31 protein-coding genes are annotated in these 26,250 nt (G+C 64.3%); 20 read left to right on the top strand and 11 right to left on the bottom strand.

Going from position 1 to position 26,250, the window contains the following annotated elements:
• Positions 1-67: 67 nt before the first annotated feature.
• The gene (locus tag ACX80V_RS13345; protein WP_485843537.1) at positions 68-361 is read right to left on the bottom strand and encodes a hypothetical protein; all 294 of its coding nucleotides are present in this window, start codon (positions 359-361) and stop codon (positions 68-70) included.
• Positions 362-596: 235 nt separating this feature from the next.
• Between ACX80V_RS13345 and ACX80V_RS13340 the strand changes: the two genes are divergently transcribed.
• The 7 genes from ACX80V_RS13340 to purM all read left to right on the top strand — a co-directional run bounded on the left by ACX80V_RS13340 (position 597) and on the right by purM (position 7,769).
• Positions 597-1,709 (top strand): PP2C family protein-serine/threonine phosphatase, encoded by a 1,113-nt coding sequence (locus ACX80V_RS13340; RefSeq protein WP_485843536.1) that lies wholly within the window; start codon positions 597-599, stop codon positions 1,707-1,709.
• Positions 1,706-3,676 carry a glycosyltransferase family 2 protein gene (locus ACX80V_RS13335; protein ID WP_485843535.1) on the top strand — a complete coding sequence of 657 codons (1,971 nt, stop codon included), beginning with the start codon at positions 1,706-1,708 and terminating at the stop codon, positions 3,674-3,676. Before ACX80V_RS13340 ends, ACX80V_RS13335 begins: the two co-directional genes overlap by 4 nt.
• A complete protein-coding gene (locus ACX80V_RS13330; protein ID WP_485843534.1) occupies positions 3,666-3,998 on the top strand; it encodes an STAS domain-containing protein in 333 nt (110 codons plus the stop codon). Before ACX80V_RS13335 ends, ACX80V_RS13330 begins: the two co-directional genes overlap by 11 nt.
• Entirely contained in the window at positions 3,991-4,416 is a 426-nt protein-coding gene (locus tag ACX80V_RS13325) for an ATP-binding protein (protein ID WP_485843533.1), read from the top strand. The genes ACX80V_RS13330 and ACX80V_RS13325 overlap by 8 nt, the downstream gene beginning before the upstream one ends.
• A 103-nt stretch (positions 4,417-4,519) precedes the next feature.
• Positions 4,520-4,834 (top strand): hypothetical protein, encoded by a 315-nt coding sequence (locus tag ACX80V_RS13320; protein WP_058930964.1) that lies wholly within the window; start codon positions 4,520-4,522, stop codon positions 4,832-4,834.
• 86 nt (positions 4,835-4,920) lie between these two features.
• The gene (gene purF / locus ACX80V_RS13315; RefSeq protein WP_485843532.1) at positions 4,921-6,612 is read left to right on the top strand and encodes an amidophosphoribosyltransferase; all 1,692 of its coding nucleotides are present in this window, start codon (positions 4,921-4,923) and stop codon (positions 6,610-6,612) included.
• Entirely contained in the window at positions 6,609-7,769 is a 1,161-nt protein-coding gene (gene purM / locus ACX80V_RS13310; RefSeq protein WP_485843531.1) for a phosphoribosylformylglycinamidine cyclo-ligase, read from the top strand. Before purF ends, purM begins: the two co-directional genes overlap by 4 nt.
• A gap of 55 nt (positions 7,770-7,824) precedes the next feature.
• On the opposite strand, the gene ACX80V_RS13305 is transcribed toward purM, so the two are convergent.
• A complete protein-coding gene (locus tag ACX80V_RS13305) occupies positions 7,825-8,604 on the bottom strand; it encodes a VOC family protein (RefSeq protein WP_485843530.1) in 780 nt (259 codons plus the stop codon).
• 229 nt (positions 8,605-8,833) lie between these two features.
• Positions 8,834-9,067 (bottom strand): DUF3073 domain-containing protein, encoded by a 234-nt coding sequence (locus ACX80V_RS13300; protein WP_056341155.1) that lies wholly within the window; start codon positions 9,065-9,067, stop codon positions 8,834-8,836.
• A gap of 275 nt (positions 9,068-9,342) precedes the next feature.
• On the opposite strand from ACX80V_RS13300, the gene ACX80V_RS13295 reads away from it, so the two are divergent.
• A complete protein-coding gene (locus tag ACX80V_RS13295) occupies positions 9,343-9,981 on the top strand; it encodes a septum formation family protein (RefSeq protein WP_485843529.1) in 639 nt (212 codons plus the stop codon).
• Between the two features lie 10 nt (positions 9,982-9,991).
• Here ACX80V_RS13295 and catC read toward each other — a convergent pair whose 3' ends face one another.
• Positions 9,992-10,270, bottom strand: a complete 279-nt coding sequence (gene catC / locus ACX80V_RS13290) for a muconolactone Delta-isomerase (protein ID WP_058930959.1) — start codon at positions 10,268-10,270, stop codon at positions 9,992-9,994.
• Between the two features lie 28 nt (positions 10,271-10,298).
• A complete protein-coding gene (locus ACX80V_RS13285; protein ID WP_485843528.1) occupies positions 10,299-11,687 on the bottom strand; it encodes a short-chain fatty acid transporter in 1,389 nt (462 codons plus the stop codon).
• 220 nt (positions 11,688-11,907) lie between these two features.
• Between ACX80V_RS13285 and ACX80V_RS13280 the strand changes: the two genes are divergently transcribed.
• A complete protein-coding gene (locus ACX80V_RS13280) occupies positions 11,908-12,837 on the top strand; it encodes a LysR family transcriptional regulator (protein WP_485843527.1) in 930 nt (309 codons plus the stop codon).
• A 39-nt stretch (positions 12,838-12,876) separates the two neighbouring features.
• On the opposite strand, the gene ACX80V_RS13275 is transcribed toward ACX80V_RS13280, so the two are convergent.
• Positions 12,877-13,692 (bottom strand): Rossmann-fold NAD(P)-binding domain-containing protein, encoded by an 816-nt coding sequence (locus tag ACX80V_RS13275; RefSeq protein WP_058932905.1) that lies wholly within the window; start codon positions 13,690-13,692, stop codon positions 12,877-12,879.
• Positions 13,693-13,789: 97 nt separating this feature from the next.
• Here ACX80V_RS13275 and ACX80V_RS13270 point away from each other — a divergent pair, with 97 nt between their 5' ends.
• From ACX80V_RS13270 to ACX80V_RS13255, 4 genes are all read left to right on the top strand, one after another.
• Positions 13,790-14,173, top strand: a complete 384-nt coding sequence (locus ACX80V_RS13270) for a winged helix-turn-helix transcriptional regulator (protein ID WP_485843526.1) — start codon at positions 13,790-13,792, stop codon at positions 14,171-14,173.
• A 165-nt stretch (positions 14,174-14,338) separates the two neighbouring features.
• A complete protein-coding gene (locus ACX80V_RS13265; protein ID WP_485843525.1) occupies positions 14,339-15,961 on the top strand; it encodes a phosphodiester glycosidase family protein in 1,623 nt (540 codons plus the stop codon).
• Between the two features lie 218 nt (positions 15,962-16,179).
• Positions 16,180-16,875: an SDR family NAD(P)-dependent oxidoreductase gene (locus ACX80V_RS13260; RefSeq protein WP_485843524.1), complete on the top strand. Its 696-nt coding sequence runs from the start codon at positions 16,180-16,182 to the stop codon at positions 16,873-16,875.
• Positions 16,876-16,888: 13 nt separating this feature from the next.
• Positions 16,889-17,344, top strand: a complete 456-nt coding sequence (locus ACX80V_RS13255) for a GNAT family N-acetyltransferase (RefSeq protein ID WP_485843523.1) — start codon at positions 16,889-16,891, stop codon at positions 17,342-17,344.
• A gap of 10 nt (positions 17,345-17,354) precedes the next feature.
• On the opposite strand, the gene ACX80V_RS13250 is transcribed toward ACX80V_RS13255, so the two are convergent.
• From ACX80V_RS13250 to ACX80V_RS13240, 3 genes are all read right to left on the bottom strand, one after another.
• The gene (locus ACX80V_RS13250) at positions 17,355-17,816 is read right to left on the bottom strand and encodes a P-loop nucleotide/nucleoside kinase family protein (RefSeq protein WP_485843522.1); all 462 of its coding nucleotides are present in this window, start codon (positions 17,814-17,816) and stop codon (positions 17,355-17,357) included.
• A gap of 100 nt (positions 17,817-17,916) precedes the next feature.
• Positions 17,917-18,240, bottom strand: a complete 324-nt coding sequence (locus tag ACX80V_RS13245) for a DUF1990 family protein (protein ID WP_485843521.1) — start codon at positions 18,238-18,240, stop codon at positions 17,917-17,919.
• 110 nt (positions 18,241-18,350) lie between these two features.
• Positions 18,351-18,494, bottom strand: a complete 144-nt coding sequence (locus ACX80V_RS13240; protein ID WP_485843520.1) for a hypothetical protein — start codon at positions 18,492-18,494, stop codon at positions 18,351-18,353.
• Positions 18,495-18,655: 161 nt separating this feature from the next.
• Between ACX80V_RS13240 and ACX80V_RS13235 the strand changes: the two genes are divergently transcribed.
• From ACX80V_RS13235 to ACX80V_RS13225, 3 genes are all read left to right on the top strand, one after another.
• A complete protein-coding gene (locus ACX80V_RS13235; protein WP_485843519.1) occupies positions 18,656-19,234 on the top strand; it encodes a DinB family protein in 579 nt (192 codons plus the stop codon).
• Positions 19,235-19,278: 44 nt separating this feature from the next.
• Positions 19,279-19,668 (top strand): hypothetical protein, encoded by a 390-nt coding sequence (locus ACX80V_RS13230; RefSeq protein WP_485843518.1) that lies wholly within the window; start codon positions 19,279-19,281, stop codon positions 19,666-19,668.
• An 830-nt stretch (positions 19,669-20,498) separates the two neighbouring features.
• Positions 20,499-21,182 carry a DUF4166 domain-containing protein gene (locus tag ACX80V_RS13225; protein WP_485843517.1) on the top strand — a complete coding sequence of 228 codons (684 nt, stop codon included), beginning with the start codon at positions 20,499-20,501 and terminating at the stop codon, positions 21,180-21,182.
• A gap of 153 nt (positions 21,183-21,335) precedes the next feature.
• On the opposite strand, the gene ACX80V_RS13220 is transcribed toward ACX80V_RS13225, so the two are convergent.
• Positions 21,336-21,857, bottom strand: coding sequence for a GNAT family N-acetyltransferase (locus ACX80V_RS13220; RefSeq protein ID WP_485843516.1), 522 nt, complete (start codon positions 21,855-21,857; stop codon positions 21,336-21,338).
• Between the two features lie 67 nt (positions 21,858-21,924).
• Here ACX80V_RS13220 and ACX80V_RS13215 point away from each other — a divergent pair, with 67 nt between their 5' ends.
• Together ACX80V_RS13215 and ACX80V_RS13210 are read left to right on the top strand one after the other, a co-directional pair.
• A complete protein-coding gene (locus tag ACX80V_RS13215) occupies positions 21,925-22,074 on the top strand; it encodes a ribbon-helix-helix domain-containing protein (protein ID WP_485843515.1) in 150 nt (49 codons plus the stop codon).
• A complete protein-coding gene (locus ACX80V_RS13210) occupies positions 22,071-22,466 on the top strand; it encodes a VOC family protein (protein ID WP_485843514.1) in 396 nt (131 codons plus the stop codon). Before ACX80V_RS13215 ends, ACX80V_RS13210 begins: the two co-directional genes overlap by 4 nt.
• A 25-nt stretch (positions 22,467-22,491) precedes the next feature.
• On the opposite strand, the gene clpB is transcribed toward ACX80V_RS13210, so the two are convergent.
• Complete coding sequence (clpB, locus tag ACX80V_RS13205) at positions 22,492-25,149, bottom strand: ATP-dependent chaperone ClpB (protein ID WP_485843513.1); 2,658 nt, start codon at positions 25,147-25,149, stop codon at positions 22,492-22,494.
• A 261-nt stretch (positions 25,150-25,410) separates the two neighbouring features.
• Here clpB and ACX80V_RS13200 point away from each other — a divergent pair, with 261 nt between their 5' ends.
• Both ACX80V_RS13200 and ACX80V_RS13195 read left to right on the top strand, forming a co-directional pair.
• The gene (locus ACX80V_RS13200; protein ID WP_157768977.1) at positions 25,411-25,806 is read left to right on the top strand and encodes a hypothetical protein; all 396 of its coding nucleotides are present in this window, start codon (positions 25,411-25,413) and stop codon (positions 25,804-25,806) included.
• A 98-nt stretch (positions 25,807-25,904) separates the two neighbouring features.
• The gene (locus tag ACX80V_RS13195; protein ID WP_485843512.1) at positions 25,905-26,243 is read left to right on the top strand and encodes a YciI family protein; all 339 of its coding nucleotides are present in this window, start codon (positions 25,905-25,907) and stop codon (positions 26,241-26,243) included.
• Positions 26,244-26,250: the final 7 nt, after the last annotated feature.

Genomic DNA, 26,250 nt, shown 5'->3' with positions numbered 1-26,250 from the left:
TGACCTGGTTTCCCCCAGCCACTCGATTGTCACCAAGTGTGGCACGGAAAGGGTCGAGAGGGAACGGCTACTTTGCGAGCGCCGCCAGGCGGCCGTGAACTTCGGTTTCGCGGTTGAGGAGGCGGGTCAGCTGCTCGACTTTTTCCGAGAGCTCGACGCCGACCTCCAGCCGGTCCCCCGGCCAGCTCGAGGCCTCCCAGGACTCCCCCAGGGCTTGGGCCAGCGAACGGGACAGCAAGCGAAGCTTCCAGGAATGGCTCAGGTAGTGAACGGTGCTGCGCGGGCGGCGGCCCTGCTTCAAGAGCCGCCGCCACCAGTGCCCCAGCCCGCCCGGCAGTCTGACGGATTCCGTTGGTTCCATGAGTCCTGCACCGTCCTCCGGCAATCCGCACATTCCTTCAAAGCTGGTCCTTCGAGTGTGGCCAAGGAGCCTCAAGGTCCAATCAAGGGCAGGTAAGTATTCCGGCAAGACCGGGCAACACCAAGGCCAGCACAAGGACGCCCGCCCCGGAATGCCCGGTACTGCGACGACTTTCGACCGTCTATGTCAGGTCCATGACATGCTTCACGGGCCCTAATACTGTAAAAGTAGAGGCATGCCTTCCATGCCCGAACCGCGCCGTGCCGTAGTGATTGAGGACGATCCGGACATCCGAGGCCTCCTTGTCCGGATCCTGGCCAAGCAGGGTTTCGAGGTCACCCACGCTGAAGCCGGCCTGCCAGGCGTGGAGGAGGTCCGCCGCGCCAAGCCGGATCTCATCACACTGGACGTGAACCTCCCGGACGTGGACGGGCTGGAAGTCTGCAAACTCCTCCGTGAATTCTCCGATGCCTTCATCGTGATGCTCACCGCCCGTGCCGACGAACTGGACAAGCTCACGGGCCTGGACAACGGCGCCGATGACTACATCAGCAAGCCATTCAGCCCGCGCGAACTCCAATCCAGGATCAACGCCCTGTTCCGCCGCCGGCAGCCGTCCGCCGTGGACACAGCCGTTGCGAGCGAGCTGGAGCGCGCCACCGAGGTCCAGCACAGCCTGCTGCCCCAGGAGGACGTCCGGGTGGACGGGTACGACGTCGCCGGAGTCTTCCGCCCATCCCGCAGCGTCGGCGGTGACTTCTACGATTGGTACCGCACGCCGGAGGGCCTGCACCTGACGTTCGCCGATGCCATGGGCAAGGGCATGGGCGCCGCACTCATCGCGGCCACCGTCCGGGCCGTCATGCGGTCCACGGGACAGCGCCAGGACCTGGACGCCGCCTTCGCCTCCGCCAGCACTACCATCGCGGCGGACCTGGATTCCTCCAACTCATTTGTCACCCTCTTCCACGCGCGCCTGGACGCCGCTTCCGGCGTCGTCAGCTATGTCGACGCCGGCCACGGACTGGCGCTGCATGTCACCGCCGAGGGGTCGGCGCACCGTCTTCCCAGCGGCGGTCCGCCCGTGGGCGCCTGGGCCGGATCCGCCTGGCCGCAGTCCGCCGTCGGCCTGGCCCCGGGAGACTCCCTGGTGGTGGCCAGCGACGGCGTGCTGGACGTTTTTGACTCGGTGGAGCAGTTCACCGAGGCGGTGCTCGCCGCAGCCCATGGCCAGGTTTCTGCGCAGTCCGCCAGCGACGCCATCATGGCACTGGCCCCTGCCGAAACCGCCGAGGATGACGTCACCGTAGTGGTGGTCCGCCGCCTGCCTGAGCCAGCCCCGGCATGACGCGCTTCTGGACCCGCCTGGTTGTGGTCCTGACGGTCATCTTCGGCCTGAACTATGTGGGCTGGCGCTGGGCGTCGTCGCTGAACTGGGATGCCTGGTGGATCGCCGTGCCCCTGGTGCTGGCTGAGACCTACAGCCTGATCGACGTGATGCTGTTCGGGATGACCGTGTGGCAGCTCAAGATCCGCAAGGGAGCCCCCGCACCGCCCCACGATGCCACCGTGGACGTCTTCATCACCACATACAACGAAGACCTGGACATGGTGATGACCACTGCCCTGGCGGCCCAGAAGATCGGGCACCCGCACAGCACCTGGATTCTCGACGACGGCGCCCGCCCCGAGCTGAAGGCCCTCGCCGAAGATCACGGGCTGGGTTATGTGACGCGGAGCGAGGACTGGACCACCAACGTGCCGCGCCACGCCAAGGCCGGCAACCTGAACAACGCCCTGATGGTGACGCACGGCGAATTCCTGCTGATCCTGGACGCGGACCAGATCCCCGAACCGGACATCCTGGACAAGACCCTGGGCTATTTCAACAACCGCCGCGTGGCCCTGGTCCAGACCCCGCAGTACTTCAGCAACGTGCCCGCCCACGATCCACTCGGCAGCCAGGCACCCCTGTTCTACGGCCCCATCCAGCAGGGCAAGGACGGCTGGAACGCGGCGTTCTTCTGCGGCTCCAACGCCATCCTCCGGCGCGAAGCACTGATGCAGCTGGGCCTGGTGGGCTACGTCAAGGAGACTGAAAAGAGCATCCGCCGTGCCCTCACGGCTTCCCGGTCCGCCATCCGCCAGGCGCGGAAATCCGCTGACATGGACACCCCGCTCGTAGCTGAAGTGCTGGACGCGGTGGAGGCCGCCGCGCACGAAGCCCAGGAGCAGCTGGCGGCCGGACAGCCGTTGAGCGAGATCACGTACCGGGTCCGCCGCCGCGTGGACGCGGCCGTGCAGACGCTGGTCCAGGCTGACATGTCCGCGCTGCAGGCCGACCTCGAAGAGATCGCCGCCATGGAAATCGCCCGTGTGGGTGATGCCGGCGTCCCAGTGGTGGCCGATGACGCCGTCCAGCGCATGTCGGCCCGTGACTGGTCGCCGCTCGGCGCGCTGGAATCCGTGCAGGCCGTCCTGGATGCCCTGAGCGTTGAACGCAACGACGAAGCCCAGCCGGTCATGCCGCTGGCCACCATCTCCGTCACCGAGGACATGGCCACGGCAATGCGCATGCACGCCATGGGCTGGGAAAGCGTCTACCACCACGAGATCCTGGCCTATGGACTGGCGCCCGAGGACCTCAAGACCATGCTCACCCAGCGCCTCCGCTGGGCGCAGGGGACCATCCAGGTGCTGCTCCGCGAGAACCCGCTGGCCCAGAAGGGCCTGAAGATCGGCCAGCGGCTGATGTACTTCGCCACCATGTGGACCTACCTCAGCGGCTACGCGGCGATCATCTACTTCGCCGCCCCCATCATCTACCTGCTGCTGGGCGTCCTGCCCGTGGCCAGCCTCAGCTGGGACTTCTTCATCCGGTTCATCCCGTTCATGGTTGCAAACCAGCTGCTGTTCGTCGTCGCCGGCCGCGGTATTCCCACCTGGCGCGGCCAGCAGTACAGCCTCGCGCTGTTCCCCACCTGGATCAAGGCCTGTTCGACGGCGGCCCGGAACGTCTGGTTCGGCCGTCCCCTCGGGTTCGCCGTCACCCCGAAGTCCCGCCAGAGCGGCGGCCCCAGCTGGAGCCTCATCCGCCCCCAGATCGTGGTGACCGTGCTGCTGGCGGTGGCCGCCGTCGTCGGGATTATCCGCCTGACCGCGGGACTGGCGGAGCCGCTTGGCACGCTGGTGAACGTGGCCTGGGTTATTTTTGACCTGGTGATCATGAGCGTCCTGGTCCGGGCTGTTCTGTACAAGGGGTACGTACCCGCTGGAGACGTCGAGGCTGGAGAGAGGAAACCGGATGGAGTTTAGTTATGAGGTCAAGGATTCGTATGCGGAGGTCAAGGCGGACGGGCGGCTGAACATGGTGTCCGCGCCCAAGCTGCGCGAATTTGTCACCGATGTGATCGCCGGCGGTTCCTCGCGGATCGTGGTGAACCTGGAGAACACGGCGTTTATGGATTCCTCCGGCCTCGGCGCGCTGATCGGCTGCCTCAAGGCCGCCCGTCAGGCCGGCGGGGACCTGCGCATCGCAGCCGTCCAGCCGCAGGTCAAAATGGTGCTTGAGCTGACCAGCATGGACCGGGTGTTGGCTGCCTACGCCTCCGCCGACGAGGCGTTCAGCAATGACTGAGGTCCTGGCCCGGCGGAGCTTCCGGGGACTGTCCACGGCCGAGGCCATCGACTCCGTCCACAACGAACTGGACAAGCTCTGGGAGGACGCCCCGTTCGTCCAGGCCATGGACCAGATGACCTTCACCACGGCGGTGATCGAGTCCGCGTCCAACATCGTCCAGCACGCGCGGCCGGCCAAGGCGCAGAAACCCGTGGAGCTGGGAGTGGACATCAGTGTCCAGCCCACCCTCCTGCAGGCCCGGGTCAGCGCGTTCTTCGCCAAGCCGCCGTTCGGCCCCCTGGAACCGAGGACTCCGGACGACGATTCCGAGTCCGGCCGCGGCCTGGCGCTCATCGAGGCGCTGGTCACCACCGTGACCTTCGAACGGCAGGACGGCACCAACACCTGGATCCTGTCCCGGACGTCACAGCCCTGACCCCTCCTCCCCCCTCCGTTGCTCTATCACCTACGGTTCCCATTCCGCTGTTTTGGCAGCTGTACGTGATAGAGCAACGGCAATGGTGAGTAGGCTAGAGGGCATGGCTTTTGAAGAAACCCCCGCTGAGCGCCGCGAGGTCACCGTCCGCCGGGCACCGAAATATGTGCCGTTCCTCATCCTCGGCGCCCTGGTGGGCGCAGCGGTGGCTGCCGCCGTCGCATACGGTCTCCCCGGTGACGAATCCTTCGAGCGCGGCTCGGTGTTCGGTTTCTTCCTGGTGATGTTCGGCGCCGGCGGCGCGGTGCTGGGCGCCGTGGTGGCCCTGCTGCTGGACCGGCGGAGCGTCAAGCGCCAGAAACGCGCCATCGTGGAAGCGGTCCCGGATTCGGAGCCCGACGACGGCGCGCAGCCCTAGGTTCCAACACCGTCGTCCGGCCTCCGGGCACAGTCACAATGCCGGCGGCGGAAAAGTCGTACCGCATCTCGTGAGATAATCGACCAGTGGCACGCGGCGATGGAAAACTTTCTCATGATCTTCTCCCTGGCGAAAAGGGACCTCAGGACGCTTGTGGCGTTTTCGGGGTCTGGGCACCAGGTGAAGAAGTAGCAAAACTAACCTATTACGGGCTGTATGCATTGCAGCACCGCGGTCAGGAGTCGGCTGGTATAGCTACCAGTGACGGCAAGCGGATCAACGTCTACAAGGACATGGGCCTCGTATCCCAGGTCTTCGACGAGACCACGCTGAACACCCTGACCGGGCACCTGGCGGTGGGACACTGCCGCTACTCCACCACAGGAGCCAGCCACTGGGCCAACGCCCAGCCCACGCTCGGCGCCACCAGCACCGGCACGGTTGCCCTGGCGCACAACGGCAACCTGACCAACACGGCCGAGCTCAACGCCATGATCATGGAACGCAACGGCGGCCAGCTCAGCGGCGAAATGAAGCAGGGCAACACCTCGGACACCGCCCTGGTCACGGCGCTGCTCGAAGGCGAGGAGGGCAAGTCCCTCGAACAGACCGCCATGGAGCTGCTGCCGAAGATCAAGGGCGGCTTCTGCTTCGTGTTTATGGACGAAGGCACTCTCTACGCCGCACGCGATACGTACGGCATCCGCCCGCTGGTCCTGGGCCGGCTTGAGCGCGGCTGGGTGGTTGCCTCCGAGCAGTCCGCCCTGGCCACCGTGGGCGCCAGCTTCATCCGTGAAATCGAGCCCGGCGAATTCATCGCCATCGACGAGGACGGCGTGCGTTCCAAGCGCTTCGCGGAGGCGACGCCGGCCGGCTGCGTTTTCGAATACGTTTACCTCGCCCGTCCGGACGCCGCCATCGCGGGACGCTCCGTGTACGAGTCCCGTGTGGAGATGGGCCGCCAGCTGGCCCGCGAAAACACCCAGGACGCGGACATCGTCATCCCGGTCCCGGAGTCCGGCACCCCCGCGGCCGTGGGTTACGCCGAGGAATCCGGCATCCCCTTCGCGCACGGCTTCGTCAAGAACTCCTACGTGGGCCGCACGTTCATCCAGCCCTCGCAGACCCTGCGCCAGCTGGGCATCCGGCTCAAGCTGAACGCCCTCGAGTCCGTGATCCGCGGCAAGCGCGTCGTGGTGGTGGATGACTCGATCGTCCGCGGCAACACCCAGCGCGCCATCGTCCGGATGCTCCGCGAGGCCGGCGCCGCGTCCGTCCACATCAAGATCTCCTCCCCGCCGGTCAAATGGCCATGCTTCTACGGCATCGACTTCGCCTCCCGCGCGGAACTGATTGCCAACGGCGCCACCATCGAGGAAATCTCCCAGGCCATCGGCGCCGATTCCCTCGCGTACATCTCCGAAGACGGCATGATCAACGCCACCAGGCAGCCGCGCGAGCGCCTCTGCACCGCCTGCTTCACCGGCACGTACCCCATCGAGCTTCCGGGCGCGGACAAACTGGGCAAGAACCTGCTGGAGCGCACCGACCTCGGCGGCCTCACGCCGTCGCCCTCTGCCCTCCCCGGCGCAACGGCGGCCCTGTCGGTCGACGCCGCATTCGACGCCGAGGAGGACCCGGCGGACAAGCCGGGCGCCACCGGCTGCGATCCGGGTCCGGACGCCGAGTTCGAGAACCTGCTCACCGAAGAGGACCACGTGCCCGCGATCCACCACGAAGCCACCACCCCCGGCGCTGAAAAGAAAGAGTCCGTATGACTTCCGCAACCCCCGCCGCCGGTAACAGCCCCCTGAGCCCCGCAGGCATCACGTACGCCTCCGCCGGTGTTGACGTCGAAGCCGGCGACCGCGCCGTGGAGCTGATGAAGGGTGCCGTGAAGGCCACCCACAATTCCTCCGTCATCGGCGGAGTGGGCGGCTTCGCCGGCCTGTACGACGTCTCGCGCCTGCTGACCTTCAAGCGCCCGCTGCTGGCTACGTCCACCGACGGCGTGGGCACCAAGGTTGCCATTGCCCAGGCCATGGACATCCACGACACCATCGGCTTTGACCTGGTGGGCATGGTGGTTGACGACATCGTCGTAGTGGGCGCCGAGCCGCTCTTTATGACCGACTACATTGCCTGCGGCAAGGTTGTCCCGGAGCGTATCGCGGACATCGTCCGTGGCATCGCCGCGGCCTGCTCCGTGGCCGGCACCGCCCTGGTGGGCGGCGAAACCGCCGAGCACCCCGGCCTGCTGGGCGAGCACGAATACGATGTTGCCGGTGCCGCCACCGGTGTTGTCGAGGCCTCCGATCTGCTGGGCCCGGACCGCGTCCGCGCCGGCGACGTTGTGATTGGTATGGCCTCCTCCGGCCTGCACTCCAACGGCTACTCCCTGGTCCGCCGCGTCATCAACCACGCCGGCTGGGCCCTGGACCGCCAGGTCTCCGAACTCGGCCGCACGCTGGGCGAGGAACTGCTGGAACCCACCCGCGTCTACGCTGCAGACTGCCTGGACCTTGCCCGCGCCTTCCCGGTGAACAGCGCCAACGCCGTGCACGGCTTCAGCCACGTCACCGGCGGCGGCCTGGCCGCCAACCTGGCCCGCGTGCTGCCGCAGGGCCTCGTGGCCACCGTGGACCGCGCCACCTGGGAGCTGCCGGCCATCTTCAAGCTGGTCTCCGAGCTGGGCAACGTCCCGCTGGCCGACCTGGAGCGCACACTGAACCTCGGCGTGGGCATGGTGGCCATCGTGTCCGCCGAAGCTGCCGACGCTGCCGTGGCCCGCCTCAACGACCGCGGCGTCCCGTCCTGGATCATGGGCACCGTCACTGCGGACTCGGATTCCATCCTCAAGTCCGGTCCGGACTACGTCCAGGGCGCCAAGGGTGTGGACGGCGGCGCTGTCCGCTTGGTCAACGCCTACGCATAAAACCAATCCCCGGTTGCCCTGCACCGCCAATCGGCGGCTGTAGGGCATCCGTGTTTTAAACCTCCAGCAGGCTGAACTCACCGCCCTGCGGGTCCCGGAGGGTGGCCGTGGCGCCGGGCGTATCGTCGTCATCCGGCTCCGGCGCGATCAGCACTTCCGCCCCCGCCGCCACGGCCTTCCGCACGGACTCGGCCACGTCGGTGACGCCGAAGTAGATCTGCCACCTGGCAGGCGCCTCGGCCGCGACGATCCCGGCCACCTCCGCGCCGTTCACCATCAGCGTGCTGTACGTCCCGCCGTCGTCCTGGGGATACTCGGTCACGTCGTGGCCGAACAGCTGCTGGAAGAACCCGACGGCGGCCCGCGGCTCGGGCGTCAGCAGTTCCGTCCAGGACAGCGCACCGGCCTCGTTGTACCGGCCGGAGCCTGTGTGGGTCCCGGGCTGCCACACGCCGGTGGTCCCGCCGCCTGGAGGATTCACAAACACCATCACGCCGGTGTCCGCCACTTCCTCGGGGCCGAACTGCACTGCGCCGCCGGCGTGGGGAACTTCCTCGGCCAGCGCACCGGCGTCCTCGGCCGCGAAGTAGATGTTCCATTGGGCGTGGGTGCCGAGAGATTCCTGGTGCGGGTTCTGCGGCGCCACCACGGCCACCAGGTCCTCCCCCGCGAACGCCTGGGCATAGCTGCGGCCATCGGGCGTGGGGAGGTCCTTGAAGGTCCACCCGAACACCGCTGCGTAGAAGGCCTTGGCTGCTTCCACGTCCCGGGTCTGGACGTCAGCCCAGCACGGTTCACCGTGGCGGTAGCTGGGGGATGAGGAGTTTCCTGGCATGGGAGGTCCTTTCGCGGGCGGCACACGCATCGACGCCTCCAGTCAACACCAAAAAGCCCGCCGCCGGCACCGGGTTCCGGCGCAGGCAACGGGCCTGATAACTGAGGCCAGCACCGCGGGTCCGCTGGGATCCGGGGTGCTGAAAAGAAGCGCTGTACTAACGAACGGCGTCCGAACATACTGCAGCGTCGCGGGCCGGGCGCCTTGCGGCGGGGCCGGCGTGCAACAACTAGCCGATCCGACGGGTGTGTACCTCGTCGTCGTCTTCTTCCAAATCGTCCGCGTACTTATCCACATAAGCCGAATAGTCCGGTTCAACCGGGTCATTCGCGAAATGGCTCGTGGCACGACCTTCAGGACCTTTGAGCTCTCGCTGAAGGGCCGAATAGTCAGTGTTCGGGGAATAGTACTTAATATCCCGAGCCTGCTTGGTAGCTTTTGCCTTTTGACGGCCGCGCCCCATGGCGTGACCCCCTTTTGTACTCGGACCGGAGGTGGTCACCTTGGCTATCGGTGAGGCCCCGGAATGTTTGGTCAATTTGTCGTAACACCTAGATTACATGCTTTCCGCGCACGGTGCGCCCCGGCCCGTGCGCGCGGACGCCATGTCGGGTACCCTTTCCGCCGCGACGCGCACGGTTCCCGGCTTTTTTGTTGGATAGAGTCTCTTCATCAGCTGCCGATCCGGGTGCCCGGAGAATCCAGCATCCCGAGGCGAAACCCAGGAGGGGTATCCGGATGGACAACCAGGAACCGCGCCCCGTCCCGCCCAAACCTGCCGCTCCGCCCACCGCCGGATTGCCGCAGGTGGCCGTTCCGGCAACTGCGGTGGAGCCCCCGGCGCGGAAGCGGCGGGTCGCATCTACGCTCCTGAAGACTGTCTTCGTGGTGGTTCTGCTCGGTGTGGTGGGAGGCCTGGTGTGGCTCGCCGCGTGGCTGGATTCCGGGGCACCGGAAACGACCGGCGACGGCGGCTCCGTGATCGTGGAAACCTCACCCACTCCCCTGGCCACGCCGCTCCCCCTCCCCCGTGAGGGTGTGGAGCCGCCGGACTACCGGCTGGGCGACTGCTTCAAGGATTTTGACCCCGAGGCTTTGCGGTCAACGGTGGTGGCCTGCGATACAGGCCACTCGGCCCAGCTTGTGGCCGTTTTCCGCTACCCCGCCGTCGGCTCCTATCCGGGCCGGGAGGCCCTTGCCGCCAAGGCCCTGGAGGCCTGCCAGGCGGCGAAGCTGGGACCGGCAGCGAACGAGTACACGCTGAACTTCCAGCGGGCCTACCCCAGCAGCACGAGTTGGGAATCAGGCGACCGGCGCGTGGACTGCTACGTCACGGCCGACGGCGGGAACGTCATCAACGCCAGCGCACTGCCCTAAACACGCTGCGTCAGTTGATGTCTGACGGGTGCTTGGCCAGGGGCGTGACCGAAATGTCCATGTACGGGAACAGCGGCAGGCCCGAGAGCATGGTGTGCAGTTCGTCGTTGCTTTCGGCATCAAAGACCGAGTAGTTGGAGTACTCGCCTACAACCCGCCAGATGTGACGCCATTTGCCCTGCTGCTGCAGGTCCTGGGAATAGTCCTTTTCCACTGCCTTAATGGCGGCCGCCTCCTCAGAAGGCATGACAGCGGGAAGGTTGACGTCCATGCGTACCAGGAACAGCATTGTTTCTCTTTTTCTTGTTGGAAGGGCTTTAGCCCAGGTAGCCCCAGAGCAGGATGGCAGCGATGTAGATGATGCCGACCCAGAACATCATGATCACGGTGTAACCCATAATGTCCTTGAGCTTGAGCTTTGACAGGGCCAGGGCGGGAAGGATCCAGAAGGGTTGGACCAGGTCGTTCCACGCGTTGCCCAGCATGACGGACATGGCCGTCTGGGCCTGCGAGGCGCCGATGGCGTTCGCCGCGTCGATCATAAAGGGCCCCTGGATCATCCAGTGGCCGCCGCCGGACGGGGCGAAGAAGTTGATCAGGAAGGAACTGATCAGTCCCCAGAACGGCAGGGTCTCAGGGGTGGAGATGCTGGTGAAGACGCCGGAGATGGTGAGCACCAGGCCCGACGCGGCCATGATCGCCATGATGCCCGCGTAGAAGGGGAACTGCAGGATGATGCCGGAGATCGTCTTGATGCCCTCGTTGAGCTGCCGGAGGTAGGCGTTGGGGGTGCCCAGCAGCAGGATGCCGAGGAACAGGATGAAGAAGTTGATGAGGTTCAGGTCAACGCCGCCGCCCCGGACGAAGTGCACCACCACGTAGGCCATGCCCAGCGCGCCGATTGCCATGGCAAGGATCCGGCTGTTGTTGAGCTTGGAGGCGAAGGTGTCGGCGTCCACGTCCACCGCAGCGGCTTTGGTGGGTTCGGAGAAGTGGAGCGAGCGGTCGATTTCCCTGACCGGCTGGCCGGGCTTGGGGTGGAGCATGGCGTTCAGCAGCGGCAACGTCACCAGGACCACGACGGCGGTGATCACCATGGGGAGCGAGAAGATGGTCTCGGCCAGCGGGATAAGGCCCATCTGCTTTTCCATGGGGTGGCCCGGCGTCGAAATGACCATGGGAATGGTGGCGGAGAGCCCCAGTCCGTACATGGTGAATCCGCTGTAGGCGGCGGCAATGATCAGCGGGTAGTGGACGCCCTTGACGTGCAGGGCGAGCTTCTTGGCGATGATTCCACCGATGACCAGGCCGAATCCCCAGTTGAGGTAGGACCCCACCGAGCCCACGAGTGTCGCCACGATGACAGCCGTCCGCGGGGTTTCCACGTGGCTGACGATCGTGTTGAGGAGACGCTCCACCACCGGGGCGTTGGCCAGGACGTAGCCCATGGCCAGGATGACGGCCATCTGGGTGGTGAAGGCGAGCAGGGACCAGAATCCGGTGCCCCAGGCTGCCGTGACGTCGTCGATACTCTGGCCTTCGATCACAACGGCGAGGATGACCGTCAGGATGGTCAGGATGATGGCGAAGACAAAGGGGTCCGGCAGGTAGCGCCGCATCAGCTCGGTGAAAAAGCCGGTCACCTTTTGCATGCCGACGGCGCGCTTGGCGACTGGGAGTTCGGCCCTGTCCATAGTTTTGGTCATGATGTTCCTCATTGAATTGAACGAAATTTCGTGGCGCTCGGCAGGTTCACTGGAGTGCCTGCAAGCCGGCCGCGGGGAGGTGCGAAGGAGCTTGCGGCGGAGTGGCCACCATGGGCCGCATCACACCCTGGAGTTACCTGGCGCACACTCAAGATCGCAGAATGGGCCGATAAGTGTCCAATAAACTTTCCTTAAGGAACCGATCACGAAACCCTTATGAATGGCTGGCCAAATGCACCTGAAGTACCTCCGCGCGTTTGCAGTCCTCGCCGAGGAACTGCACTTCGGCCGCGCCGCGGAGCGGCTGGCCGTGGCTCAACCGCAGCTCAGCGTGTGGATCCGCAGGCTGGAACAGGATCTCGGCGTCGTACTTTTTGACCGCACTTCCCGGACGGTCCGCCTGACCGATGCGGGGCACGCAGTCCATGGGCCCATCCTGAAGACGCTCGAAAGTGCCAGCCTCATCGAGCGCGCTGCGATGCTGGGCAGCTCCGCCGTGGTGGGGCAGGTGGTGGTGGGTTATTCGGGCGCCAGCAGCCGGGACGTGATCCCGCCGCTGGCCAAGGCCGTGCGGGCTGCCGAGCCGGGCATCGAGCTGAAGCTCAAGTCGCTGGTGTACGGCGGCCTGGCGCCGGCCCAGGTGTCCACCGGTGCCATCGACATCGGGTTCGCGCGCCTGCCGGTGCGGGACAAGGACGTTCTGGCGCGGGTGTTCGCCTACGAACGCATCCTGGTTGCCCTGCCCGAGGACCACCCGCTGGCGGGTGCAGAGACTGTGGCACTGAAGGATCTCGCCAAGGAGCCCTTTGTGGCGTTCCCGGCAACCGTCGGCTCGAACCTCCGGGACGCCACCACGCGGCTGGCCCTCGAAGCGGGATTCTCACCGCGGGTGATGCAGGAGGCGCCCGACTCCTACGCCGTCCTGAGCCTCGTGGCCGCGGGGGTGGGCGTTTCGCTCACACTGTCTTCGGTCACGCACATCAATCCGCCGGGACTGGTCTACCGGGAGCTGGCCGGGCCGCCGACCTACTTGGCCGTGGCGGTGGTGTGGCGGGACCAGGGCGTTGGCCGCGCCACCCAGGCAGTGCTGGACATCTTCGAGCGGATCATGCCGACGCCGGCCTACCCGCCGGGGCGCATCCTCAGCTGACGCTGCGCGTATAACCGCCGGCCGGCACCGTCCGGGAAATTACGAACTGACCTGGGATGATGCGGCGGCCGCGGCTACGTGGAGTGGGTTTTGGGGTTCCCGTCCAAGGATGCCGGTGATGTCAGTGCCTGTCTCCTCAAGGAATCCGTGGCTTGCGGCGGAATGGATGGAGAGCAGCATCGGAGGCTGGAAGGGCAGCAGCGCCGTCGAGTCCAGGGCCTGCCGCAGTCCAGTGAGTGTGCCCGGCCGGTACTCCGCGCCCAACGTGTCAGCGAGGTCCTGCGCTGTGATGGCACAGCTGCCGACAAGATTGTAGATTTTCCCCTGGTGCTTTTCGGGGGTCCCGGCGATGATTGCCGCTGCTTCTGCAAGATCAATGCGGGCCACCGCCGCGACGCTGCCCTGCCCGAACGGGGCCGAGATAACCCCGTCCCGCGGAGTGAGAAGCTGGCCGATCAGTTCGGCGTAGAGTCCGTTCCTCAAAATGGTCCATTGCACCGTTCCGTTTTGCAGACGGCGCTCTGTCCAGCGATGAGCCAGCGCGAATCCCAGATGGTCGCCGGCGTCGGTGAGGCTGGTGTACACGATGCTGCTCACCCCATCGCGTTCGGCCGCCGTGATGGCGTTCTCATGACGCCTAATGACGACGTCGTCTTCTTCAGTTCCAGCCGACACCAGGACAAGTGTCTCCACACCATCGAAGGAAATCGTCTCAGGGACGTCGAAGTCCAGGGCCCGGAACGGCCCACTGCCGGTGGGATTGCGCGTTGCTCCGGTGGCGGACGCACCCGCCTCCGCGAGGTGTCCAAGGATCGCTGTGGCAAGGTGGCCGGAGGCTCCGGTAACGAGAATCATGGACATGCTCATTTCACTGGTACTTTTCGGTAACTAGACTCATCATCAGTAACCGAACAAAGACCCACAAGGAGGCACTTTGGTGTTAGGCAGTCACATGGAAGTAACCGCTGCCTTGGAACCGTGCGGCGGAGCCGACCATCCCGACTGCGGGATCCGTGACGTCCTGGATCGAATCGGTGATAAATGGTCGGTGCTGGTCATCGTGGAACTGGCCTCGGGCGTCAGACGCTTTCGGGAGCTACAGCGGGCTATCGACGGAATTTCCCAGCGCATGTTGACCCTCACGGTGAGGCGCCTCGAACGGGACGGCCTTCTCACACGGACGGTTTATCCGACTGTCCCTGCACAGGTCACGTATGAACTGACCGAACGCGGAAGCAGCCTCACGCTGCTGGTCAAACAGCTCGCAGATTGGTCCTTGGACCACAAAGACGCCATCGGAGCGTCGCGCAATCTTTACGACCTGCAGAACCCCTGACCATCAGATCCGCTAAGTAGTGCCGTTCCGGACCTCACTGAAAACGTGCCAAGGACCTGTTCGAAGTGCGCTCAGCCGGCGACCCGAATGTCCACCCGGTGAACGCTGTCCTAAACCTCGGCGACCTGGGTAAAGGGAGGGTCATTCCGCACATACGCTGTAGCCGTGAATACGCGATCCAGACCCCGTCAGCACCGTCCCACCGCCCTGCTCACCCTCGCAGGCCTGGCACTTACCGCGTCGTTAGTCTCCGGTCCGGCTGCCCTGGCGGCTCCGGCCGGTTCCGGCTCGGCGATCAGCGCCGGGCCCCGTGTCGGCGCGGGCGAGGACACGACGCATGAGCTGGCCCCGGGCCTGACGCACACCATCTTGAAGCTGGGCGACCGCTCGGCGGTCTACCCCTGGACCGTCCAGCTCACGCTGCCGTCGGGGGACCCGGGGGTCAAAGATTCCAACGTCTCCACCCAGGAAATCGCCGAGGGGGTCGCCGCGCAGCTGCGCGAGACGGGCCTGGACGCGCGCACCGAAAGGGTCGACTCCCTGATTCTGGCCGACGCCGGCGGGTACCTCGGCCACCGGGTGCGCGTAGGCGCGTTCGCGGCCCAAAAAGATGCGACGTCGGTACTGGCCGCTGTCAAGACGGCAGGCTATGGAGCGGGCACCTGGTACACGGGCTGGGATGGGGACTCTGCCCGCGTCGACCAGCCCGACGGGCCACTCGACGTCCAGGTCCTGACCGTGGACCCCCGGACCTTCCGCGGCGAGGTGGAAGCTACCTTCGGGCAGGACATCGAGTCCACCGAGACGACCTCCGCCATGGCCCAGGATTCCCTGGCTGGGGTGAATGCCGGCTTCTTCGTCTTTGGCCCCGAGCATGGCGCCCCAGGCGATCCGGCCGGCGCCGGGGCCTACGACGGGCGGATTCTTAGCGAGACGGTCGGGCAGCGCCCGGCCCTGGTCATCGACCACCGCTACGGCCGCGCGAGGGTGGAGCGCTTGACCTGGGACGGATCGATCTCCAGCGGCGCCTTGGAAATCGGGCTCGACGGACTCAACCGGGTGCCCGGGTTGATCCGCAACTGTGGCGGGGTGGGCGATTCCCCCACCGACGCCCCGATGCACGACGTCACGTGCAACGACGCCGACGAGACGATCGCTTTCACCGCCGACTTCGGCCCCGCCACGCCGTCGGGGTCCGGCAGGGAACTCGTGCTCGATCCCCTGGGCAAGATTTTGGAGGTCAAGACGTCCCGAGGCACTGTCCTGGCAGAGGGACAGACCTCCGTCCAGGCCACCGGGTCCAATGCCGAGGAGCTTTCACAGTTCGCGGCTTCAACCCGGTACGTGGACGTCACCAACCGCTACCTCGACGAGGACGGGCACGTCCTGCGGATGACGCCCCACACGCAGGTGCTCAACGGCGGGCCGATGCTGGTCCAGGACGGGCAGGTTCACGTGAGCGCCGCCCGCGACGGGATGGTGCATCAGGACAACCCTGGCATGTTCTACGGCTGGGTCCACCAGCGCAACCCCCGCACCCTCGCCGGCATCGATGACCAGGGCCGGCTGGTGCTGATCACCGCCGACGGCCGCCAGACGGGATCCGTGGGGCTGAGCATCGCCGAAACGGCCCAGCTGGCCACCGAGTTGGGCCTGCGCGATGCCATCAACCTCGACGGCGGCGGATCTACCGCCATGGTGGTCGGCGGCCAGCTAACGAATTCCCCGTCCGGCGGCACGGAACGGGCCGTCGGAGATGCCATTGTGATCCGTAAGCGCGTGGCGTGAAAGCAGAACTCCCCGGAAAAGTCTGAGGGAATCCTCCTCATTCCTTCGATCCAAACGCAGCAATGTATTCAGCCGCGGACTCGGACAACGCGCCCCGACCTCTGTATCCATCATGCCGCCACCCTATGCAGGAGTACTTGAGGCTTTGGGGGCCTGAACGGAACGCCAGGACACCAATCACAGAGCACAGAGCATCGCTCTGCGGCTAGCCTGATCGGATGAAGAAGCTGGCTGTCGTCACTGGCGCTAACCGAGGGCTGGGCCTGTCCCTCGTGAATGAGTTCTCGGAGGGCGGTTGGAGCGTCATCGCCCTCACGCGTTCACCTCAGCCGCAGGACGCAGAGGCCGGCGCCGGCACATCCGACGTCGTAAGCGTTCGGCACGATGTTCGATCCGACGACGCCTCAGAGCTTCTGGAAGTCCTGAACGGCCGTCCCGTCGATTTGCTGATCAATAACGCAGCCCAAGGAGCGCCCCAGGGTGAGCTGGGATCGGTTCCAGCTGAGGGAGTCTTGAACGCGGTCGATGTGAACGCCGCGGGTCCGCTGCGACTGGTGCAGTTCCTGTTGCCAAACCTGCTGGCGGCGCCCGACCCGATCATCGTCAACGTGACCTCACGCCTGGGCTCCCTGTCGGCCCAGGCCAGCGGTACGTTCGCAGACCTGTCAACAAGTTATGCCTACAAGATCTCCAAAGCGGCGCAAAACATGCTGACCATCGCGTTGGCTCAGGACCTTCAGGGGCGCGTCCGGTGCTGGGCAGTGCACCCGGGCAAGCTGGCGACCGACATGGGACAGACTGACGCGTCCAAGGACCCTCGAACCGCTGCTGGGCAACTACGAGAACTCGTCGACTCTGGCGACCGCACCTCGCCACGGTTCTGTTCGCTCGGGGAACAGGACCTCCCGTGGTAGCTACAGTAGGCGGATGCTCCTGATTCGCCAGGCAACCACAGCCGATACGCCCAGCCTCATCCGTCTGCGGGCCACGTGGGTTGCCGAGCAAACAGGGGAATCAACCGAGGATCCGGATTTCGAGCGTGAGTATCGAGCCTGGCAGGAAAATAACGCGCGCACCATGTTCGTCGCAGATCTGGACGGCACGCTTATTGGAATGCTGAATCTCATGGTCTTTGAGCGGATGCCTAAACCCGGCAAGAAGTCGACCTGCTGGGTGTATCTCGGGAACGCCTTCGTCGCTGCCGAGTACCGCAACCGGGGAGTGGGAGGCCAACTCTTGGAGGCTGCGATTCAGTTCTCACAGGGCATTAAGGCAGCACGGATCGTTCTCTCCCCTTCAGCCGAATCACAGGTCTTCTATGCCAGGTACGGGTTTGCTCCGGCCGAGGAACTGCTCGTCAAACGCTTCGAGTTCGAGACTTAGAAGCGCCTTGCTATGGGATGACCGTGAGTGGACCTTCCTCTGCTGTGGGGACTTCGAAGTGGTCGAAATATTCGGCAGCCAGTTCAGCGCTCAACTGGAAATCGTCCGCGTGGCCCGCCATGCGGGCGCGGACGCGGGCAAGTGCAACTTCGCGGGTCGTGGCCAGGTAGATGGTCTCGGGCTCGACACCCAGCGGCGTTAACAGGAGACGGTAATCCTCCCTCATGCTCCTAGACCAGAATGAAAAGTCGAGAACAACATCTGCACCTGACGTGACCAGATCTAGGAGGCGGGCCTTAAGTGCCGCCGCGATCTGCCGCTGGATGCCCTCCTCAACGGGCATGATGCGGAGTCCCATCTGCCACGCCACTTCGTCAAAGGACAGCCGGACCATACCTTCGGCCGCCAAGCGACCGGCAACAGCGGATTTGCCGGAGCCCGCCGGCCCGCACATGAAGATAACTCGACTCATACTCACGATCGTACGCAGGGCAAATCTCGCACCGACGGGGATCTAACCCCGATACTGTTTTGTTTCCTCCGGATGAGGCGACGACGGTAACCGTCACCCTTCAGGGCGATTGGTTCGCTAGTTCATCGGAGAGCCCGCAAGTATCGCCTCCGCACGATTCGCTGTGCCACCAGGAGGATTGGGTAAAGCACTCGCCACGGCGGTGGACGATGAAGGCTTCTTCGCCGTCCACAGGGTGCCCTGGCAGCGTCCGGTACGAGAACCCGCTTCGGCCGGGCTCCTGCACGACAGTTACAACTTCGACCGGTTCTACAACGGTGAAGCCCAACGCGCGGGCCGTCACGACCACGCGGTCGCCTGCGGACACTGGGCTCGTGGAGTCCACATCAAACCCGCTCGCGGTTTTTACCTTCCAACGGAGCACCTCTGATGCAGCGCGCTGCCAAACAAGGTCGCCGCTTCCGACGATGGCGGTGACTTCTCATCGACGGTATCTGCGGTCATTGGGAGGCCACCGCTTTAGGTCCGGGCTGGTCACGCGGAGCCGTCAGTTCGAGTTGCGTCAGCCTTTTCGGCCTTTCGGGCCGCAATGATTCCGTCCCGCGTCGCTGCCCGGATGACCCCATAGAGGACATAAAAGAAAATGCCCGCAAAAACGGCCGGCAGGACAATATCCATGTGTTGTTCTCCCCCAAGAAGTTTTGCAGTCCCGTTCGGACGTTGAAAGCCTACGTCAGGTGGCTAAGTCCGGCGCTGACGGTACCCGCTAATCCGGTGCCGTCAGATCGCCACCATGTTGTTTGCGGCATTCGGCGCCGCCCTAGGGCAGAGTGAGGGATATGGATCAAAAGGCAGACTTACTTGGGTACCTTCGTATTCGAAGGGCAGATCTTCTCGCGAAACTCGACGGCGTCAGCGAGTACGACATTCGCCGTCCGATGACGCCCACTGCTACCAACCTCCTGGGGCTGGTCAAGCACGTCGGTGGCGTGCAATTGGAATACTTCAGCGACGTCTTCGGCAGACCGCACGGCCGCGAAGTGCCCTGGTTGTCCGATGCTGGGGAGGTTGACGATGATATGTGGGCAACGGCCGACGAGAGCCGGGCACACATCATTGACTTCTACCATTTCTCCGCTCGACAAAGCGACGCGACGATAGAGTCACTCAGCCTCGACTCTGCAGGTGAAGTACCTTGGTGGACGCCCGAGCGCCGATTGGTGACCCTCCATCAGATCCTGGTTCACGTGTGCGTCGAGACAGCCCGGCATGCAGGGCATGCCGACATTTTGCGCGAGCTGATCGACGGCACAGCGGGCAACGGACCGCAAGATCCGAACGTGCCAAGCCGCACATCGGAAGAATGGGCTGCCTATCGGTCCCGGATTGAAGCCGCTGCACGCGAAGCCGGACGATAAAGTCAGCGCCTACGAAATTTCGGACAGGTGATCAGTTGGGAACCATGGACTCGAAGTATGTGCGTTACCAGGCAGGCATCGCCAATGGCCGTGGACGCTACCCGGGCATCTTTAATCTCGCCAACGGTTTAGCAAACGGCGGCAGACTCAGCACCCAGGACTGGGCTTCCTGGCGGCGCTCAAATGACCACTACGACGCCTCATACTTGAACCCGTCGACGGTGGACAGATCGATTTACGACCATGCAATAAACCCGACAGCGGAGGCTTGGTTCAAGTGCACAGCTGTGCATTTGCTCGTCCGCGTTGAGTTCTACACGGACCTCCTAAGCCGGTATGACGTTGAGTGGCAGGTGCTCCCTTCAAACGATCCTGGACGGCTGTTGTATGAAGACGACGTCCAGATAATTGTCGCGCCCCATGAACGGGAGTGACCTCAAGTTGCACCTTATGATGCTGGAATGGGGGAAAATTTTGGCGGGAATGAGCCTGCGAAACACAAGCCGATCTACGTTGAGACCAGCATTCTTGCCCCTATGGAACGCGTATGGGCTCTTAGCCAGGAGCCGGCACTGCACGCCCGGTGGGATCTGCGATTCTCCCGAATAATCCCCACCGGAGGAGACGATCAGGGACTTCTGCATTTTCGTTACGAGTTCCGCCTTCCTCTACACATCATCCGGGGGAACGGAACATCGCTGGGGCATAAGCATCGATCCGATGGGCAGGCCACATCGGTGCTGAAATTCGATTCTGCCGACCCCTTGTCTCCTATTGGGTCTGGTTCGGGGTATTGGCGGTATGTGCCGACAGAGGATGGTCTTCGGTTTATCACGGGCTACAGCTATCAACCGGGAATGGGCGCTCTCGGCAAAGTCCTGGACTCGCACGTGTTCCGGCCCGCTATGGGTTGGGCAACAGCAATAAGCTTCGACCGCCTGAGACTGTGGGCGGAGGCAGATCTGGATCCCAGAGACTGCCGCAACCGGTGGTTTGTCGACGCCGCAGCGAGAGCAGGCGGCATTCTGGCAGCCGGCGCCCTGCTCCGCAGGGCCCTCGCCGGTCGAACCGCTGGCCTGGCAGCCCTCGGAGTGACGGTGGCTCTGACCACCTGGATGTTCCCGTCCCATTGGACTGTGCCGAGGGCAGGGCGCTGCCTGCGGAGTGCTCCGGACGCGCGCTCAGGCCGTGCCCCCTCTGCCCTGGCCGGGTTGGCTGCACCCACAGGTGATCTCCGTTCTCAGACTGAAAGAGGCGAATAGCTGTGGCTTCGATCTTTGAGGTGGCATTGGGGCAAGACTTCCAAAGGCTGCACCCCATGCTGCAGAAGCGCTTCGGCGTTGACACCGAAGCGGGCTACGGATGCGTCGGGCACGGGGTCTTCTCCGAAGTCCGCCGGGGTGCGTGGTGGACGGTACCGTTTCTGCGACTGGGTGCCTACCGCAATATTCTCTTCCCGGACCAGGGCAATGACATCCCGTTCACGATCGAGAACTATCCCTACATTGACGGGTTTGGCCGCCCTACCGTCACGTTCGTCAGGACTTTGGAACTGCCCTCGTCCAAGAGACGCCGATTCGACGCCACCATGGTGCACAGCGAACGAAGTGGTGGGATTGTCGACTACCTCGGCACCCACCAGCATCTGGCCACCGACCTCGCGCTGGAGGTCTTGGCCGATGGATCGCTGCACCTGCAATCGGGGGCGCAGCGGTTCTACGAAGGCTTCGCAGGATTCACGTTTCCGGCCTTCTGCACAGGTACCGCAGACCTGTACGAGAGCTTCGATGACAGTCGCGGGATGTTCACGATTCAGATGCAGGTGCGGAACCCCGTCGTCGGATTTCTCTTCGGATACCGGGGCGAGTTCACGTGCACGTATCCGCCTCTTTCCGGCACAGCGATCCCGGCGCATCTCAAGCCGCAAAGGGAGGAAAGCCGCGAATAACAGCCTGCTGCCCGCGAAAATAGTTGAGCGGCGCTAACCGTCGGCGACGAGGATGTTGTCGTGAATTCTTGTCCAGCCGGATGCTTCTAGCACTCTGGTGTCATATCTGCGGCTCTTGTGTAAGCACGATGCTAATTCCCCGCAGCCCAGCGTTCACGTGGAACCCCGACCGGCCGCGAGCTGAACTCCGAGAACCATCCGGGTCGCGATGGTGCCGCCATGATCGTTCTCGATGTAGCTCATGCCAATTTTCTCCGCCACCCGACGAGAAGCCATATTTTCTGGATGGATGATGGCGACGAGCTGCTTAACATCGAGCTCGTCGCGTGCGAATTCCTTGCACGCCGCGGCCGCTTCGGTCGCGTATCCCCGGCCCCACGAGTCCGCGCGAATGTGAAAGCCGACCTCCAACTCGCTGCGACCATTGACCTGCTGCCAGGTAAGTCCGCAGTCACCCAGAAACTCGCCATCGAGAGTTTCCACAAGCCAAAGGCCGTAACCATGCGTGGCGTAGTTCGCTTCACTCCAGGCGATCCACTGCGCGGCCTCTTCCCGCGTCTTGGGTGCGGGGTAATACGCCATGACAGCAGGATCACTCAGAAGCGCAGTCATTTTGTCGAGGTCCGCTGAAGTCATCTGACGGAATCGAAGCCGGGACGTCTTTCCTGGAATCACCCACGAAGCCTACAGGCCACCCGGATCCCTCTTGCGGACCGAATGCTAGATTGCTAGCATTCTAGCCATGGCCGACAAGACACAATTCAACATCTACCTGCCAACACACCTAGTCAAGCAGGTCAAACACGCAGCAATCGAACGCGGACTATCACTGTCGTCGTTCGTCGAAGAAACGCTGACCCAGGCCCTCAACAAGGAAGGTTCAACCAAATGAGAGTTACACCGATCCGCTTCGTGCGGAACATCGAGCTCGCCAACAAGTTTTATTCCACCCTTGGGTTGAACGAGAACGCAGCAGCAACAAGCGGAACCTGGGCGGACCTGCACGGCAACGGCGGGCAACTTGGGCTCCACATTGCCCAGGCGGGAACCACACACTCAGATGCCGGAGCGGTAGGGCTGCACTTCTCCACCGACGAAAGGCTGGAGCTCACCGCAGAGCGACTAAGAGCTGCCGGATATGCCCCGTCGGACATCATGGACGAAACGTTCGGCCGTTTCATCACTGTCAATGACCCCGACGGATACCGCATCCAAGTCAACGAAATGGATACGGACCACCAAAACCTCAGCTATGAAATACGGGAATCTGCTGCCCTGAAATAGGCTTCGCCCGAGCCTTGCAGGACCGCTATTCCTTCCGCCGCACCACCAGGCCCGTGCCAGCGGGAGCATCGCCGTCGGGTCCCGCAAGCGCCTCCAGCCCTTCGATCGTGAGTTCGTCGACGTCGGCCGCGGTGTCCACCAGCACCGTGTCACCGTCGGCGATGTCGCCGGACAGGATGGCCTTGGCCAGGCGGTCGCCGATCTCCCGCTGCACTAGCCGGCGCAGTGGACGGGCACCGTACGCGGAGTCGAAGCCGGACATGGCCAGCCAGGCGCGGGCGCCGTCGGACACGTCCAGGGAGAGCCGGCGATCGCGCAGCCTCCTGCCGAGCTCGGCCACCTGCAGTTCCACAATCTCCGCCAGCTCGTCAACGGTCAGGGCTTCAAACAGCACAATCTCGTCCAGCCGGTTCAGGAACTCCGGCTTGAAGGAGGCGTTGACCATGGTCATGACCGCGGTCCGCTTGGCCTGCGCGTCCAGTGACTGGTCCACCAGGAACTGGCTGCCCAGGTTGGACGTCAGCACCAGGATGGCGTTGCGGAAGTCCACGGTCCGGCCCTGGCCATCGGTGAGGCGACCGTCGTCGAGCACCTGCAGGAGGATGTCGAAAACCTCCGGATGGGCCTTTTCCACCTCGTCCAGCAGGACCACCGAGTACGGCCGACGGCGGACGGCTTCCGTCAGCTGGCCGCCCTCCTCGTAGCCGACGTATCCCGGAGGGGCGCCCACCAGCCGCGCCACCGAGTGCTTCTCGCCGTACTCGGACATGTCCAGCCGCACCATGGCGCGTTCGTCGTCGAACAGGAAATCCGCGAGCGCCTTGGCCAGCTCGGTCTTGCCCACGCCAGTGGGCCCCAGGAACAGGAACGAACCCGTGGGCCGGTTGGGATCGCTGATGCCGGCCCGCGCACGGCGGACGGCGTCGGACACCGCGGCCACCGCCTTGGCCTGGCCGATCAGGCGTTTGCCGATCTCCTCCTCCATGTGGAGCAGTTTCTGGCTTTCGCCCTGCAGCATGCGCCCGGCGGGGATGCCGGTCCACGCGGAAATGACGTCCGCAATGTCGTCCGCCGTGACCTCGTCAGCCACCATCGGGGCAGGTTTGTCCGTTACCGCCTCTTCGGCTGCCGCGGCGGCGTTCAGTTCACGTTCCAGCGCAGGAATCTCGCCATACATGATGCGCGAGGCTGTTTCCAGATCGCCTTCCCGCTCGGCCTTTTCCTGCTGGGAGCGAAGTTCGTCCAGCTTCGCCTTCAGGTCACCCACCCGGTTCAACCCAGCCTTCTCGGCAGCCCAGCGGGCGTTCAATGCGTCCAGCTCTTCAGTCTTGTCGGCTTTGTCCGCTTGGATCGCGGCGAGGCGTTCCACGGACGCGGGATCCTTCTCACCGGCAAGAGCCAGTTCCTCCATGGTAAGCCGGTCCACGGCCCTCTGCAGCTGGTCGATCTCCTCCGGCGCGGAGTCGATCTCCATCCGCAGCCGCGAAGCTGCCTCATCCACCAAATCGATCGCCTTGTCCGGCAGCTGGCGGCCGGAAATGTAGCGGTTGGACAGCGTGGCGGCCGCCACCAGCGCGGAGTCGGCGATGGTGACCTTGTGGTGCGCCTCGTAGCGCTCCTTGAGGCCGCGGAGAATACCGATGGTGTCCTCCACACTGGGCTCGCCCACGTACACCTGCTGGAACCTGCGCTCCAGCGCGGGGTCCTTCTCGATGTTCTCGCGGTACTCATCCAAGGTGGTGGCACCGATCAGCCGCAGCTCACCGCGGGCCAACATGGGCTTAAGCATGTTGCCGGCATCCATCGACGACTCCCCCGTGGCACCGGCGCCCACCACCGTGTGGATCTCGTCGATGAACGTGACAATCTGGCCGTCCGAATTCTTGATCTCCTCCAGGACGGCCTTGAGCCGCTCCTCGAACTCGCCGCGGTACTTGGCGCCGGCCACCATGGAGGCGAGGTCCAGGGCGATAAGGGTTTTGCCCCGCAGGCTTTCCGGGACATCACGGGCCACGATCCGCTGGGCGAGTCCTTCGACGACGGCAGTCTTGCCCACACCAGGCTCGCCGATGATGACGGGGTTGTTCTTGGTGCGGCGGCTCAGCACCTGGATGATGCGCCGGATCTCGGCGTCGCGCCCGATCACCGGGTCCAGCTTGCCCGCACGCGCCATCGCGGTGAGGTCAGTGCCGAACCGCTCCAGCGACTGGAACGTGTTTTCCGGGTCCGGTGTGGTGACCTTGCGGTCGCCGCGGACACCCGGCAGGGCGGCGAGCAGCGCTTCATGGGAGGCACCGGCGTCGCGCATTAACCGCCCGACGGCGTCACTCCCGGCTGAGAGCCCCAACAACAGCACTTCGGTGGAGACATACGTGTCACCCAGCCGGTCGGCCTCGTTTTTGGCGTTCTGGATGGCCAGCAGCGCGGGCCGGGACAGCTGAGCCTGCTGCGTGGAGCCGCCCGACGTTGCCGGCAGCGCCTTGATGGCGCCGCTCGCCTGCACGCTGACGGTATCCGGGTCTGCGCCCGTGGCGCGGAGAAGCGCGACGGCGACGCCCTCCCGCTGATCCATCAGCGCCTTGAGCAGGTGGGCCGGTTCCACCTGGGGATTTCCTGCCGTGGAGGCGTTCATGGCTGCTGCCGAAAGAGCCTCCTGGCTCTTGGTGGTGAATTTGACGTCCAAAGAGAGCTCCTTCCGGGATATGCACTTTTCGCTAAGTTGAGTCTACAACGCTCAACTTTGAGGAAATGCCCACTACGCCCCATGTTTGCCGACGGCGAACTGCCTGTCCAGAGCCGCACCACGCCTATGTGGAAATCCGTGTCCACGGACTGGCGTAGCGACAAGATGCTCGCGAAAGTGTTGTGCGGAGCTGTAGGCAATCAGTAGAATCCACTCACTGCGGTTGGGGCCGCCCGACAAAGAAGCGGAAGGACCCTAACAATGAACCGTTTGACCCGCTTGGTCGTCGCCTCCGGCGCTGGCCTGGCTCTCGCCCTCACTGCCTCGCCGGCGCTGGCCGCGCCGCCGTCCGACCCGGGCAGCAACCGCGCCCAGGTGGAACACACCGAAACCAGCAACCCCGATGGGTCGTACACCTATGAGTACCGCGGCGCGACTCGAAACGTCGACGGTCACTACACGACCAACACCCGCGATCAGACGACTGACGGCCAGTCGTCGTTCGACTATAAAACGCATTACACCCTGACGGACAACCTGACAAAGTTGAGTAGCCAGAACACGTTTACCGAGGATGGCGTGACGTGCCGCGCCAACTCCCAGGTTGTCGTCACGAACGGTGAGACGCGCAGGGAGAAGACGCATTCGAGCTGCTAGCACCCCGGGGAGGCGAACGCCGGACATTTATCGACGTGGCTCCTTCGTCGGGGTCCGTCGCCCCCTGCCGGAGCGGCGCACGAAGACAAGGACGTACCGTGAAGAAATTTGTGGTTCTGTACAAATCGCCCAAGCCAGCCGAAGAAGCCATGGCGGAAGCGAGCCCCGAAGAGGCCGAGGCCGGCATGAAAATGTGGATGGACTGGGCTACCAGGGCCGGTGACGGCATCGTTGACCTCGGAACGCCGCTGGGCGCCGCCAAGGTCCTGGACGGTTCGGCAGTCACAGACGCCGAGGCAACGCTGGGCGGCTACAGCGTCATCCAGGCCGAGGATCTGGACGCCGCTGTTGCGCTGATGGACGGCCACCCTCACTTCATGTCCGGCGAAGGCGCCACCATCCAGATCCACGAAACACTCGACATCCCGGGGATGTAGCCAGCGG

This window comes from Pseudarthrobacter arbutini (genome assembly GCF_054510915.1).
Note: the sequence above shows the minus strand (reverse complement) of the source record. Positions and strands in the feature narration are given on the sequence as shown.